Origin of the sequence: Luteibacter sp. 22Crub2.1 (genome assembly GCF_900167995.1) — a bacterium.
GTDB lineage: Bacteria > Pseudomonadota > Gammaproteobacteria > Xanthomonadales > Rhodanobacteraceae > Luteibacter > Luteibacter mycovicinus.
This window is the reverse complement of the sequence record NZ_FUYT01000006.1, coordinates 41,845-54,871: the sequence shown is the minus strand read 5'-3', so window position 1 is coordinate 54,871 and position 13,027 is coordinate 41,845. Positions and strand designations below refer to the sequence as shown.

The following is a 13,027-nucleotide window of genomic DNA, read 5'->3' as shown; positions in this document are numbered from 1 at the left end:
CGCTGTACCGTGGGCCTCTTCTCCAGGGAGCATCCCATGTTCGTCATCCGCCACGCGTCCGAGCGCGGCCACGCCAATCACGGCTGGCTCGATTCCCACCATAGCTTCTCGTTCGCCGACTACCGCGACGAAGACCATGTGCACTTCGGTCCGCTGCGCGTCATCAATGAAGACCGGGTCGCGGCCGGTGCCGGCTTCGGCACGCATTCGCACCGCGATATGGAAATCATCAGCTACGTGCTCGAAGGCGAGCTGGCCCATAAGGATTCGATGGGCAACGCTGTCGTCATCCGGCCGGGCGAAGTGCAGCGGATGAGCGCCGGTCATGGCGTCACGCATTCCGAAGAGAACCATGCCCAGACGGTCACGCACTTTCTGCAGATCTGGATCATTCCGAACCAGCTGAACCTCAAACCGGGCTACGAGCAGACATTCTTCCCGGATGACGAGAAGCGCGGCAAGCTTCGTCTCGTCGCCAGTCAGAGCGGTGAGCACGGGTCGGTGACGGTGCATCAGGATGTGCGGATCTATGCGGGATTGTTCGGTCCCGACGAAACCGCCCACCACAACGTCGACTTCGAGCGCCTGATCTACGTACACGTGGTGCGTGGGACGGTACACGTGAACGGGCATCCGCTGTCCGCCGGCGATGCGGCGAAGATCACGGAGGAGTCGCGCGTGGTGCTCTCGGATGGTGTGGACGCTGAGGTGCTGTTGTTCGATATGGCGGAGCTGGAACCGCCTCGCTAACGGTTCGGGCGGCGGCGTCTTCAGAAGACGCCGCCAATGGATGGACCGAGTCGCACATTCGCGCCATGACGATGCCGTTTGAGGTATCAAGATATCCATAGGCGGTCTTGCCGTCGACACGGATCATGTGCTTTGAATACAACGTTCGATGTCGCCATCGTCGGAGCCGGTGCGGCCGGCATCGCCGCAGCGGGCAAGCTCGCCGGGTCAGGCCTGAACACGATACTGCTGGAGGCATCGTCACGCATCGGCGGGCGCGCCTGGACCGTCGAACTCGACGGCATGGCCCTCGATCTGGGCTGTGGCTGGCTGCACTCGGCCGACCGTAACCCGTGGACGCGGATTGCGGAGCAGACCGGCTTTGAGATCGACCGGCGTAACCCGCCCTGGGGGCGCTCCGTTCCGCGTCCTGGATTCTCAATCGAAGAGCAAGCCGCGGCGGGCGAGGCCTATGACCGCTGGCACGAGCGGATGCTTACGATGCCTTTGCCGAGCGATATCGCTGCGAACCATCTCGTACCGGGGGATCGATGGAACCCTTACCTTCAGGCGTTGAGCGGGTTCATCAACGGGACGGCGCTGGAGCACTTGTCGATTCAGGACTACGCCAACTACGAGGCGGTCGCCACAGAGGAGAACTGGCGGCCGTTGAGGGGCTATGGCACGCTGATCGCTTCCCACCTTCCCCCTGAAACCGTGTGCATGCTCGTTACGCCGCTCGAGCGACTGACCTTGTCGGCCAGGGGCGGCGTGACGCTGGCGACATCTCGCTGCGAATTGCATGCGAGAACGGTGATCCTGACCGTATCGTCCAACGTGCTGGCTGGTGGGACGATGCAGCTTCCCGACGAACTTGAGCCGTGGCGCGAGGCGGCAGGTCGGCTTCCGCTGGGCTACGACGAGAAGCTCTTTCTGCATATCGTGGATGAAGCGACTTTTCCGAAGGAGCTTCACGCCATCGGGAACCCGTACGATGAGGCGACCGTGGCCTATCACATTCGCCCGCTTGGTCGCCCCATGATCGAATGTTTTCTCGGTGGCGTCAGCGCGAAACTTCTCGCCGACGGTGGGCCCGTAGCGGCTTACGAACACATCATGACGGAACTCACGGGCTTATTCGGTGCGAAAGCCCGGAGCGGCCTGCGCTTCCTGACGACATCGCAGTGGCGCCACGACACGCGCGTCGGCGGCGCTTATAGCCATGCCTTGCCGGGATACTCTTCCGCACGGCGCACGCTCGCGGCTCCCTTCGAGAACCGCATCTTCTTCGCGGGTGAGGCGACGCATGAGAGCGCGTTTTCCACCGCGCATGGTGCGTATGCGAGTGGCATCCGCGCGGCGGAGGAAGCGATCGCCGCGATCGCCGTTGCTAGCCGATGATTTCGCCGTCCTCTTTCACAAAGGGCGTGTCTAAGGGGGGAATGATCTGCAGCACGATTTCGGACGGACGACAGAGGCGCGTGCCGATATCCGTCACCACGAACGGCCGGTTGATCAGGATGGGATGCGCGAGCATCGCCGCGATCAGCGCCTCGTCGCTTATCGACGCGCATCCCAACCCAAGCTCATCGAACGGGGTGCCTTTTTCGCGTATCGCCTGACGAGGGGTCAGGCCCGCATCGGAGAACAGTCGTCGCAGGGTCGCTTCATCGGGTGGCGTCGTAAGGTACTCGATGATGGTCGGTTCGATACCGGCGTGTCGCAGAATCGCGAGCGTGTTGCGGGACGTGCCGCAACGGGGATTGTGATAGATCGTTGCGCGCATGGTCAGGCCCTGGGGAAGATCGCGAAGCGTCGAGGCATGCGATCTTACCTGTCAGACGAGCTCAGCCACCGGCGTATCGCCGTCGATGAAGCGGATCGTCTTCCGTACCGATGTGTCGCTATGAAGCGCTCGTTCGATCACGGCGGCCACATTGGCTCGGGACGTCGCATTGTCGCCATCGTACGTGGGCTCAACGACTGTGATGTTTTCAGAGGCGGCATCGAGTGTGAGCGCGCCGGGGCCCAGGATCGTCCACTGCAGCGGGCTGTCCCGCAGATGCTCGTCCGCGGCCGCCTTCGCCGTCGCGTACGCGTAGAAACCGTTCTCCGGGTCGACATCGTCCGTTCCCGCACCGATATACGACACCATGACGAACCGGGCGACATCGGCCAGGGAGGCAGCGTCGATGGTTCGGATCGCGGCATCGCGGTCGACCGCATAGGTTCGACCCGGATTGCCGCCGCCCGCGCCTGCGGACCAAACCACCGCATCAAAGCCGCGGAGCATCCCGGCGATCGCTTCCGCGTCGGCGTGTTCGATATCGAAGACCGACGGCTCAGCGCCTGCCTTCGACACATCCGGCCCATGCGCAGGATTGCGGATAATCGCCCGGACCTCGTGGTTGGCGGCCACGAGACGGGGGATCAGTTCGAGCGCGACCTTACCGTGACCGCCGATGATGACAATTCGGGACATTGTTGAGCTCCATGCCTGGGGTGCCCCGAAACATAACCAACCACATGTTGGATTTCTGTGGTCGTTACGCATCGGCACGCAGTGGGGACGCGATGCTAACGCAGTCCGAACAGCTTCATAATCCTTACTACACGGACGGTGGGCTTTTGCCCGCCGTCCTTGAATTCCGCGTTCAGGGCCATGCCCATCAGCGGACGTGACACGAGGTAATCGGCGGCCACGTCCGCAAAGAACGCGGGATCAGGGATGACCAGATGTTTCTTCGTGACCTGAGCTTTGAGCCACTGGGTAAGGCGCGCACGCAGGTGGATGTTTCCGAGAGCGAAGTAATCCCGGGTCGCATCGGGGAAGCTCTTGCGCTCGTCGATGACGAGACGGAACAGGTTCACAGCCGTCGCCGTATGCGCGGCCTTGATCCAGCTCAGGAGGAACAGCTCGAGCAGGTCAGTCGCCTCGGTCGTCGAACTCACCTTCGCATCGAGCAGGTCGAGCGCCTTCAGCGCGACGCGCTCGATGATCTTCTCGATCAGTACGGCCTTGCTGCCGACCAGACCATAAACAGTGCGCTTTGACATGCCAGCCTGCTTCGCGACCTCAGCCATGCTGTGCGCGTCGAGTTCATGCTGCGCAAGAAGCTGCTCCGCCGCGACGAGGATGCGTTCCATCTGCTCGTCCGACGTATGCACGGGCGGACGACCGCGCGTCCTGGCTGGCTTGGTTGATGGCACGGTCGCTCCTGCATCGCGTGAGATGGAAAGATCCATCGGACAGCATAACTTGAGATTTAGGAAACTGCACGGTACCCTATGTGGAGATCGTCGTCCCGATCCTTCCCGAAAGCCCGTCACGCCAGTGACCCGAAGGTGCGCATCGCGCGTCCCTGATGGCCCGCGTCGTCCTTTCCCGAACGGGACGGCGCCACCCCATTTCCCTTCCATCGGGTCACTTATTCCATCCTCGGGCGTGTCATGAAGAAATCACTGGCGTCGGGCCTAAGGGTCGCGACAGGCGTTGTGTTCGTGCTGCTTGGCCTTGCCAGCGGCATCGGTGGCGGCATCCTTGCCGGCTACGGCGGCTCCCTTTACTACCTGATCATGGGCGTCGCCGCACTGGTGTGCGCGGTGCTCATCTTCGCGCGGCGTCGCGAAGTACTCGCGTTGTTCGCAGTCATGCTGGCGGGCAGCCTGATCTGGTCGGTCTGCGAAGTCCGCCTCGACTGGTGGCAGCTGCTGCCGCGCATGGACCTCTGGTTCGCGCTGGGTGTCTGGCTGCTGTTGCCCTTCATCGTTGGCGGCCTGACCAGGGGCGCGAACCTGCGTGCCGGTCGCATCGGCCTTGCGGTGGCGATGGTGGCGACCGTGGCGGTCGGTATCGCATCGGCATTCACCAATTACACCGATCTGTCAGGTGTCGCGGCGGGTGAGCCGATGGCTGGCCAGGCGCCGGACCCGGCGTCGCAGGCAGCGAAGGACTGGCGCGCCTATGGCTCGACCGGCGAAGGCACGCGCTACGCGCCGGCCACGCAGATCACGCCCGGGAACGTGGCCAACCTGAAACCCGCGTGGACGTTCCATACCGGCGACTTCAAGGGCCCGGACGACCCGGTGGAAATCGCCAACGAGGTCACCCCGCTCAAGGTCAACGGCAAGCTGTACATCTGCACGCCGCACAACATCGTCATCGCGCTCGACCCGGACACCGGCAAGGAGCTGTGGCGCTTCGATCCGAAGATCAACCGCGACGCGTCGACCTATCAGCACATGATCTGCCGTGGCGTCAGCTACTGGGACGTGCACGATCAGGTCGCCGCCAACGCCGCCGGTGACACCACCGCGCCGACCACGCCCGCCGATGTGGCCGGCTCGCCGGATTCGATCGAATGCCCGCGCCGCATCTTCGCGCCGACGATGGACGCCACGATGATCGCGCTGAACGCCGACACCGGCGAGCTCTGCAAGTCCTTCGGCGAAAACGGCGTCATCGGCCTGACCCACGGCATGAGCATGAAGAAGCGCGGCTTCCTGATGCCGACCTCGCCGCCCACGGTGTCCGCCCATGTGCTGGTGGTTGCCGCAAGCGTCACGGACAACGCGTCGACGAACGAGCCGTCCGGCGTGATCCGTGGCTACGACACCATCACCGGCAAGCTGGTCTGGAACTGGGACGCCTCGCGTCCGGACGAGACCACCCCGCTGCCGGAAGGCCAGACCTACGTTCCCAACTCGCCGAATTCGTGGGGCGTATCCAGCGTCGACGAGAAGCTGGGCATGGTCTACATCCCGATGGGTAACGAGACGCCCGATACCTGGGGCGGCAAGCGCAACCCGTATGGCGAGAAGTACAACAGCGCCATCGTCGCGCTCGACCTGGCGACGGGTAAGGTGCGCTGGGTCTACCAGACCGTGCATCACGATATCTGGGACATGGACATCGGTGGTCAGCCGTCGCTGGTCGATATCGATACGCCGAACGGCAAGGTGCCCTCGGTGGTCGCCACGACCAAGCGCGGCGACATCTACGTGATCGACCGTCGTGACGGCAAGCTCGTGGTGCCGGCACCCGAGCGTCCCGTGCCGCAGGATAACGTCGCGGCAGGCGATCACGTGTCGCCGACGCAGCCGTTCTCGGCGCTGACCTTCCTGCCCGACCGCAACATCACCGAAGCGGACATGTGGGGCACGAACCCGATCGACCAGATGATGTGCCGCATCACCTTCAAGTCGCGTCGTTACGAAGGTCCGTTCACGCCGCAGACCGCCGGCCGTGGCGCGATCATTTCCCCGGGACCGCTCGGTATCTTTGAGTGGGGCGGCGCGACGATCGACCCGGTTCGCCAGCTGATGATCCTCAACCCGGATTACATGGGCTTCCTCGAGCGCCTGGTACCGCGTGCCGAAGCCGATGCGGAAGCCGGTGGCACCAAGGGCAACGAGATGGGTCTGCAGATGCAGACCGGTGCCCCGTTCGCGGTGGAGATCAAGGCCTTCCTGTCGCCGCTCGGCTTCCCGTGCCAGGCACCGCCGTGGGGCTATGTGGCCGCGGTCGACCTGCGCACCATGAAGAAGGTCTGGATGCACAAGAACGGTACGACGCGTGACAGCGCCCCGGTGCCGATCGCGTTGCCGCTGGGTGTTCCGAGCCTGGGTGGCATGGTTACCACCGGTGGTGGCGTCGCCTTCCTCGGCAGCACGCTCGACTACTACCTGCGCGCGTTCGACGTGCGTGACGGCAAGCTGCTGTGGGAAGGTCGTCTGCCGTTCGGCGGCCAGGCCACCCCGATGAGCTACGTCTCGGATACCACCGGTCGTCAGTACGTGGTGGTGATGGCCGGTGGCCATGGCTCGCTGGGCACGAAGATGGGTGACACGCTGGTGGCGTTCGCGCTGCCGGAAAACACGGCCGGCGCCAAGCCCGCGCCGTCGAAGTAAGCTCGCGACGGTCGGGGCCACCGGGCCCCGACCGCCGTCTCACGACGACCGATAGCGGATAGTCACGCGCCAGCCGTAGCCCGCACCGATCGGATCAGTCGGCGGGCTTCAGAAGCCCCCGCCGCGCCACTCCCCAAGAAACTGGCCCATCTGGGTGCCCGTCGTGTCCTCACCGTCGAAGCCGGCCGTTGCCAGCGCCAGGGCGAAGTAACCCAGCGATGATTTCACCTTTTCGTTGCTCAGACGGTAATGCTCTTTCAGCGCCGCATCGATGCAATCGTCGAGGTAACCGACAGCCGTCTGGACAGGGCCTTTATGGCGCCCGTGGTTGCTGTAAATCCCCTCTTCGATGGCGAGGTGTATGGCACGGCGATCGTTACGATAGCCTTCGACCTCTTCGGCCGTTGCCGCGGTTGCCGTCGTGGCCGCTTTCTTGAGCTCTTCACCGGCGTGCGCAAGTCCGGCCGTGGGTTTGCCTCCCCAATAACCCAGCAGGTTCTCCAACATGTTCGTTTCTCCTCGATGGTAAGTGGACCGGCATCTGTCACGCGCCGGCATGACCATCGTGTCCATCCGTCTGTCGGAGGACTATCGGGAAAAGACTGAATCTGAAAAAGCACGGCGCTGTGATGGACCGTGTTTTGGGGAATGCGCGGGAAGCGGGTGAAGCGTGGGGCTACGCATTCCGCCTGACGGTGAAGACGCACCAACGCCCGGCGCCCGCGCGATCAATGGGCGCTCTGCAGGCCCTTGAGCAACGCTTCGTGGAAACGCGCCGGCTCCTGCATCTGCGGCGCGTGCCCCGCGTCGGGAAACTCGACGAGCGTCGCGTGGGGCATCGCGGCCACGGCCTCTTTCGCGAGCTTCGGGTAATTACCGAGTGTGGGCCGCACGTCGGCCGGCGCGAAATCCTTCGCGATGGCGGTGACGTCCTTGTCGCCAATCATGAGCAGCGTGCGCGGCTGGAGGCGCGGAAGCTCGTAGACGACTGGCTCATTGAAAATCATGTCGTAGAGCAGCGCCGAGTTCCAGGCGACGAGGTCGCGTTGCGGCCCCCGGTACATGCCGGCAAGCATCTGCACGGAGGCCTCGTATTCGGGCTTCCACTGACCGGCGAAGTAGGTCGTTTTCTCGTAATTCCGGATACGATCGGCCGTCGTCTTCAGTTCGCGGTCGTACCACTGGTCCACGGACACCGGCGGTACGCCCTTGGCGCGCCAGTCTTCCAGACCGATGGGATCGACGAGCACGAGCTGCTCGACCTGATCGGGATAAATCAGCGCGTAGCGAATGCCCAGCATGCCGCCGGTCGAGTGACCCATGACGACGGCTTTGTCGATGTGCAGCGACTTCAGCAGGTCGTTCGTGTTGTGTGCGAGTTGCTGGAAGGTGAACTGATAGCTTTGCGGTTTGGATGATTTGCAGAAACCGATCTGATCCACGGCGATCACGCGATAGCCGGCGTGCGAGAGCACGTCGATGGTCGGAGCCCACGTGGCGGCACAGTAATTCTTGCCGTGAAGCAGGACGACCGTACGGCCGTTGGCCTTAGATCCCTTCGGGGCGACGTCCATATAGGCCATCTGCACGTCCTGACGCTGCGACGTGAAGCGGAACTGCGCGACAGGGTACGGATAATCGAAGCCCTGGAGTTCGCTGCCGTATACCGGGCCGTCTTCGGCGTGAAGCGACGGCGCCAGTACAAGGAGGGCCAGTGCGAGCGCGGTGACGACGGGACGTACGGGCGTGTTGCGATCGGTCTCATTCATGAAGCTAGCGTGCCATGAGAAGGGTGAAGGGCGCGACCGTCTCTTCCTGCCAGGAGGTGGTAGGCGCCTCATCGGTAGGCCCGATACCCGGGGCATCAGTCTGACCCGGGTTTCGACGGTTGCACGACGTCCCACGTCGCGCCCTCGTACGACGTTCCAGCGTCGGCCACCGCGAGAAGTAGCCTGCCCAGTTCGGTGCGGGAGACGCTTTGTCCCATACCCAGTTTTTTCGTCGACGCGCGAGAGAGCGTATGGGTTCCCTCAGCCAGCGCGTCGCTGAGGCGAGGCGCGCGCACGATGATGAAAGGCATGCCTGAGCGCCTCAAGGCTTCCTCCCGTTCGAGGATGTTGGCGCGCATACCGGGCTTCACCGTGTTCAACAGCTGCCATACCCACGACGATCGATTGGCACCGATGACCGATAGAAGTATGAAACGCCGGGCCCCACGCTTCAGGGCGGCTTCCATGGCGTGGACGCATCCATCGACCATCACGTGCCGGATGTCGCCTCTGGGCTTTCTGAATCCGTGGATGTCGACCGTAAAGAAGACCGTGTCGAGTTGCTCCGGCAACGCGATCTCAAGGGACTCGCGGTCACGCACGTCCGCGGCCACCGGCGCAACGTTGATGCTGGCTTCCATGGGACGCCGCGAAATGGCGGTGACGTGATCGCCACGTGCTGCCAGCCGTTGCGTGATGGCAAGACCGGTTCCGCTACTGGCTCCCACGACAGCGTAGCGTTTCATGCCGTCGCTCCCAGGCTGCGCAGCAACTCGTCATGTATGCCGGGCGTGCTGGCCACGAAACCACGCGAGCCGAGTCGCCAGCGACGTCCCTCCTCGTCGGTGACGAGACCTCCCGCTTCACGTACCAGAAGTGCGCCAGCGGCCAGCCCTGAAGCCACACCGGCATACTGCCAGAAGGCATCGAGTCTGCCCGAAGCGAGATCCAGGAGCTCGATCGTGGAGGGGACCGATGCTCGCACCAGAAGCGATGCGGTCAGCATGCGATGGAAGCTGTGCGCGGCGATGGCAAGCGTCTCCGCTGCCTCGAATGGCTGCGCCTGCGCCGTTGCGGCGATGGATGCCGTGAGTTCCTCCTTACCCGATACATGCAACGAGCGCTCACCGTCCGTCGCGCCCTCCCCGGCGACAGCCGTGAACAGCGAGCCGGACCGCGGGACATGCACCGCGGCCAGGACAGGCTCCCGGCCGCGAACCAGACAGGCGGTGACAGCCCACTCCTCCCGTCCGTGCACGTGGTTGATATTGCCCTCGACGGCGTCGATCACCCAGCCATAGGTGTCCTCGCTCACAGGCAAGGGAGCATCATCGGCGAGCAGAGTACTTCCCGGCACCGCGGCCAGAAGGGCCGACTCGAGCGGCCCCTTCACCGCGAGCTCGTTGTCCGCCATAGCTTGCAGGAAGCCTGCCGCCGTAGAGGGTCGGGCATCGGCGCTAAAGCGATCGAGAAGAGCGACACCTGCCCTCTGCAGGGCGGCGCACGTGATGGTCATCAAGGATTCGGATAGCGACACAGGAAGGTTTCATGCACTGCGGAGTAGACCTTATGATGTGAGTCATCGCTCACCTTCTCTACTCGCATTCCCGATGCCAAAGCATGCTCGCGACGCGTCGTCACAGCCCCGGAAAAAACCGCTTCAGGCGCGTTCCATCGTCACGGTCACGGCCATTCTCGACGCGGCGGCTCACATTCTGGAGTCAGCCGGGCCGTCGGCGTACTCGACCAACGCGGTGGCTGAGCGCGCCGGAGTAAGCATCGGGTCGCTGTACCAGTACTTTCCTACGAAGGACGCCGTCACGCGTGCGCTGATCGAGAGGGAAAGCCGTGCACTGTTCGCTGACCTGAGTCATGCCGTCTCGAAGGCGCATGGCGCGGAGGCGCTGAGGGCGATGATCGCCGTCGCCGTGCACCACCAGCTACGCCGGCCGTTGCTCGGCAGAATCCTCGATTTCGAGGAGGCCCGCCTCCCCATGCATCACGATATGGCGGCAGCGGGAAACGACGCGAGAGACCTGATCGTGCGCTGTCTCGGGGAGATGGGGGTCGAATCAGGCGATGCCGTCCAGCAAGCGGGCGACGTCATGTCGATCGCCAGAGGGATGGTCGATGGAGCTGGCCAGCGAAGCGAGATCGACGAAGCGGCGCTGAGGCCGCGGGTCGAGGCCGCAGTTTTCGGCTATCTGCGCGAGATGTCACGTATTCGTAGCCCGGGCGACGAACGGAACTGACCTCGCATCGGGGGAACGAGGCCGCGTCATATTCCCTCCGGGAGGACTTTTATGGTGCGTGTAAAATGCACGCAACAGGAGGCACGCCATGCCCACCACGAAGAAAGTGCCGGACATCCATATCGCCGGAGATCTGAAGGACCTCCATCGCTCCCTGATCTCGATCGTCAGTGTCATGAACCGGCCGCGAAACGACGAGCGGCTTATCGCCGAAGCGGGCGTACGGCTCGACCAGGCCCTGTTTCGTCTGCTCGTGGTGATCGAACGAGTCGGACCGATCGGCGTGGTCGATCTTGCGGACCGGCTGGGTCGCGACTACACCACGATCAGTCGACAGGTCAGCAAGCTGGAGCGCATGGAGCTGGTCATCCGAAACGAGAATGCGCAGGACCGGCGGATGCGGGAGGCCGTCGTGTCGGCGAAGGGCAAGGCGGTCACCGATCAGCTGGATCTGGCAAGAGAGCGCATGGGGCGTGAGATCTTCAAGGATTGGCCCTCTGACGATATCTCGGACCTGGTCCGCCTGATGCGCAGGTTTGCCGATGCGCTGGAAAGGGCGACAGAGGGTTAGCGCGCATTCGTCATGCGCAGACTCTCGCAGGAATTCCCCGCTACGATTTTCTGCTGACAGTTTCTGACACACCGCGGTGATATTCCTTGATGGGCGCACCTCCCGCGCCATCTCAAAGGAACAACCATGGCTTCGCTGTCGCAACCTGCGTTAGAGGCCTTCTTTGCCGAGAACGACGAATCGCCGGTCGTCATGTTGAATCTCATCCGGTTCGAGCCCGAGGGCGGCCGGGAGAGATACCTCGAGTACCTCGGTATGGCCAAGCCGATCCTCGCTCGATTCGGCGCAAAGATCGTGTTCGGCGGGGATGGTTTGTCCGTGCTCAGCGAAGGGCAAACTCAGGGATGGGATGCCGTCGTGCTGGTTCAGTATCCGCGACGGTCGGCGTTTCAGACGATGGTCGCCGATCCGGATTACCAGGTTGCGTTCAAGGTTGGCGTATCGGCCATTGCCGATATCGTTCTGCAGCCTCTGAAGGCTATCGAGGGTATCGTCTGATTCTCTTCCGATAGGCCAATCGAAGAGTGCAATTGCCCGTCGAACGCCTCGGCGATCTTAGAACAGATCGCCCTGCGGCGAATGAATCCTCGGCGGCACAAACTTCGAGGTATCGAGCACCGTATCCCACGCCCGGTGCAGCCCCGCTTTTCTCGATGCCACCTGCACCCGCTTGCGGATGATGTCCGCGAACACCCCCTGCCCCCGCATACGCGTCGCAAAGTTCGAGTCGTAATCCTTTCCACCATTCATCTGTTGAATCAGGCTGATGATGTGCGATGCGCGATCTGGATAGTGCAACTCCAGCCATTCGCGGAAAAGTTGCTTGAGCTCATGCGGCAGACGCACGCAGGTATAGCCGATAGATCGTGCGCCAGCCACACCGGCCTGCTCGATGATCGCCTCAACATCGCGCTCATTAAGCGCGGGGATAATCGGCGCGACCAGCACGCCCACCGGCACACCTGCCTTACTCAAGGTCTCGACCGCCTTCATCCGCCGATGCGGCGCGCTCGCCCGCGGTTCCAGCTTCGACGCCAGCTTGTTATCAAGCGAATTGATCGAGATGAAGACCTGCACGAGATTTCGTTCCGCCATCGGTACGAGGATGTCCAGGTCGCGTTCGATCAACGCGTTCTTGGTCACGATCGTGCACGGATGGTTGCACTCGCTGAGTAGCGCGAGCGCCGCACGCGTGAGCCGCCACTTCTTTTCGATCGGCTGGTACGGATCGGTGTTGCTACCGATGTTGATCGGCTGGCAGGTGTAGTTCTTACGCGCCAGTTCGTCGCGAAGCACTTCCTCGAGGTTGGTCTTGGCGAAGAGCTTGGTCTCGAAGTCGAGGCCGGCCGACAGGTTGAGGTAACCGTGGGAGGGTCGGGCGTAGCAATAGATGCAGCCATGCTCGCAACCGCGATACGGATTGGTCGCCCGATCGAAACCCACGTCGGGTGAGTCGTTGCGAGAGATCACGCTCCGGGCCAGTTCTTCGCGAACTTCCGTGGCGGGGCGGCGGTCCTCGTCTTCCCGATGCCAGCCGTCGTCCTCGGCCTGGTACCGCGTGGATTCGAAGCGGCCCTCCGGGTTGGAAGCGGCGCCGCGGCCCTTGTGCTGACGGATCATGGGGATGGGTGTGGACATGCATACAAATGTACGCAATTCGTGTCTCACGGGCTGCGATATCGGGGCGATAGCCTGGCTGCTCCAAGCGGCCGCCGACCCTGATCGGTAGTCGCAACCTTCTCGTGACTTAACGGCGGATCGGAAGGGCGTCGATGGGCGTTTCCTCAAGGGTAACC

At 63.1% G+C, this 13,027-nt stretch carries 14 protein-coding genes; 6 read left to right on the top strand and 8 right to left on the bottom strand.

The features are described from left to right. The first annotated feature begins 36 nt into the window (after positions 1-36). Together B5X73_RS07495 and B5X73_RS07490 are read left to right on the top strand one after the other, a co-directional pair. Positions 37-750, top strand: coding sequence for a pirin family protein (locus B5X73_RS07495; protein WP_079521167.1), 714 nt, complete (start codon positions 37-39; stop codon positions 748-750). A 132-nt stretch (positions 751-882) separates the two neighbouring features. Next, positions 883-2,130, top strand: coding sequence for a flavin monoamine oxidase family protein (locus B5X73_RS07490; protein WP_079521166.1), 1,248 nt, complete (start codon positions 883-885; stop codon positions 2,128-2,130). On the opposite strand, the gene arsC is transcribed toward B5X73_RS07490, so the two are convergent. From arsC to B5X73_RS07475, 3 genes are all read right to left on the bottom strand, one after another. After that, positions 2,120-2,515, bottom strand: a complete 396-nt coding sequence (gene arsC / locus B5X73_RS07485; protein WP_079521165.1) for an arsenate reductase (glutaredoxin) — start codon at positions 2,513-2,515, stop codon at positions 2,120-2,122. The genes B5X73_RS07490 and arsC overlap by 11 nt on opposite strands. Before the next feature lie 51 nt (positions 2,516-2,566). Further along, complete coding sequence (locus B5X73_RS07480; RefSeq protein WP_079521164.1) at positions 2,567-3,211, bottom strand: SDR family oxidoreductase; 645 nt, start codon at positions 3,209-3,211, stop codon at positions 2,567-2,569. A 95-nt stretch (positions 3,212-3,306) separates the two neighbouring features. Then, a complete protein-coding gene (locus B5X73_RS07475; RefSeq protein WP_176167767.1) occupies positions 3,307-3,939 on the bottom strand; it encodes a TetR/AcrR family transcriptional regulator in 633 nt (210 codons plus the stop codon). A 240-nt stretch (positions 3,940-4,179) separates the two neighbouring features. Here B5X73_RS07475 and B5X73_RS07470 point away from each other — a divergent pair, with 240 nt between their 5' ends. Next, positions 4,180-6,639, top strand: a complete 2,460-nt coding sequence (locus B5X73_RS07470; RefSeq protein ID WP_079521162.1) for a membrane-bound PQQ-dependent dehydrogenase, glucose/quinate/shikimate family — start codon at positions 4,180-4,182, stop codon at positions 6,637-6,639. Positions 6,640-6,747: 108 nt separating this feature from the next. Here the strand turns inward: B5X73_RS07470 and B5X73_RS07465 are convergent, their stop codons facing one another. The 4 genes from B5X73_RS07465 to B5X73_RS07450 all read right to left on the bottom strand — a co-directional run bounded on the left by B5X73_RS07465 (position 6,748) and on the right by B5X73_RS07450 (position 9,924). Continuing rightward, positions 6,748-7,146, bottom strand: coding sequence for a hypothetical protein (locus tag B5X73_RS07465; RefSeq protein ID WP_079521161.1), 399 nt, complete (start codon positions 7,144-7,146; stop codon positions 6,748-6,750). A gap of 221 nt (positions 7,147-7,367) precedes the next feature. Beyond that, positions 7,368-8,408 carry an alpha/beta fold hydrolase gene (locus B5X73_RS07460; RefSeq protein WP_079521160.1) on the bottom strand — a complete coding sequence of 347 codons (1,041 nt, stop codon included), beginning with the start codon at positions 8,406-8,408 and terminating at the stop codon, positions 7,368-7,370. A gap of 95 nt (positions 8,409-8,503) precedes the next feature. Further along, positions 8,504-9,154, bottom strand: coding sequence for an NAD(P)H-binding protein (locus B5X73_RS07455; RefSeq protein WP_079521159.1), 651 nt, complete (start codon positions 9,152-9,154; stop codon positions 8,504-8,506). Beyond that, a complete protein-coding gene (locus B5X73_RS07450; RefSeq protein ID WP_079521158.1) occupies positions 9,151-9,924 on the bottom strand; it encodes an inositol monophosphatase family protein in 774 nt (257 codons plus the stop codon). Before B5X73_RS07450 ends, B5X73_RS07455 begins: the two co-directional genes overlap by 4 nt. Positions 9,925-9,982: 58 nt before the next feature. On the opposite strand from B5X73_RS07450, the gene B5X73_RS07445 reads away from it, so the two are divergent. From B5X73_RS07445 to B5X73_RS07435, 3 genes are all read left to right on the top strand, one after another. Further along, complete coding sequence (locus B5X73_RS07445) at positions 9,983-10,660, top strand: TetR/AcrR family transcriptional regulator (protein WP_217699747.1); 678 nt, start codon at positions 9,983-9,985, stop codon at positions 10,658-10,660. A gap of 88 nt (positions 10,661-10,748) precedes the next feature. Continuing rightward, complete coding sequence (locus B5X73_RS07440; protein WP_079521156.1) at positions 10,749-11,231, top strand: MarR family winged helix-turn-helix transcriptional regulator; 483 nt, start codon at positions 10,749-10,751, stop codon at positions 11,229-11,231. 126 nt (positions 11,232-11,357) lie between these two features. Next, positions 11,358-11,729 (top strand): DUF1330 domain-containing protein, encoded by a 372-nt coding sequence (locus B5X73_RS07435; RefSeq protein WP_079521155.1) that lies wholly within the window; start codon positions 11,358-11,360, stop codon positions 11,727-11,729. Positions 11,730-11,786: 57 nt separating this feature from the next. On the opposite strand, the gene B5X73_RS07430 is transcribed toward B5X73_RS07435, so the two are convergent. Next, positions 11,787-12,869 (bottom strand): PA0069 family radical SAM protein, encoded by a 1,083-nt coding sequence (locus tag B5X73_RS07430; protein WP_139382697.1) that lies wholly within the window; start codon positions 12,867-12,869, stop codon positions 11,787-11,789. Between the last annotated feature and the right edge of the window lie 158 nt (positions 12,870-13,027).

Bases quoted from the DNA above. Each gene is read 5' to 3' on its own strand.
- B5X73_RS07450 (WP_079521158.1), bottom strand. From the start codon at position 9,924: ATGACCATCACGTGCGCCGCCCTGCAGAGGGCAGGTGTCGCTCTTCTC.
- B5X73_RS07455 (WP_079521159.1), bottom strand. From the start codon at position 9,154: ATGAAACGCTACGCTGTCGTGGGAGCCAGTAGCGGAACCGGTCTTGCC.
- B5X73_RS07465 (WP_079521161.1), bottom strand. From the start codon at position 7,146: ATGTTGGAGAACCTGCTGGGTTATTGGGGAGGCAAACCCACGGCCGGA.
- B5X73_RS07480 (WP_079521164.1), bottom strand. From the start codon at position 3,211: ATGTCCCGAATTGTCATCATCGGCGGTCACGGTAAGGTCGCGCTCGAA.
- B5X73_RS07495 (WP_079521167.1), top strand. From the start codon at position 37: ATGTTCGTCATCCGCCACGCGTCCGAGCGCGGCCACGCCAATCACGGC.
- arsC (WP_079521165.1), bottom strand. From the start codon at position 2,515: ATGCGCGCAACGATCTATCACAATCCCCGTTGCGGCACGTCCCGCAAC.
- B5X73_RS07460 (WP_079521160.1), bottom strand. From the start codon at position 8,408: ATGAATGAGACCGATCGCAACACGCCCGTACGTCCCGTCGTCACCGCG.
- B5X73_RS07435 (WP_079521155.1), top strand. From the start codon at position 11,358: ATGGCTTCGCTGTCGCAACCTGCGTTAGAGGCCTTCTTTGCCGAGAAC.
- B5X73_RS07440 (WP_079521156.1), top strand. From the start codon at position 10,749: ATGCCCACCACGAAGAAAGTGCCGGACATCCATATCGCCGGAGATCTG.
- B5X73_RS07470 (WP_079521162.1), top strand. From the start codon at position 4,180: ATGAAGAAATCACTGGCGTCGGGCCTAAGGGTCGCGACAGGCGTTGTG.
- B5X73_RS07430 (WP_139382697.1), bottom strand. From the start codon at position 12,869: ATGTCCACACCCATCCCCATGATCCGTCAGCACAAGGGCCGCGGCGCC.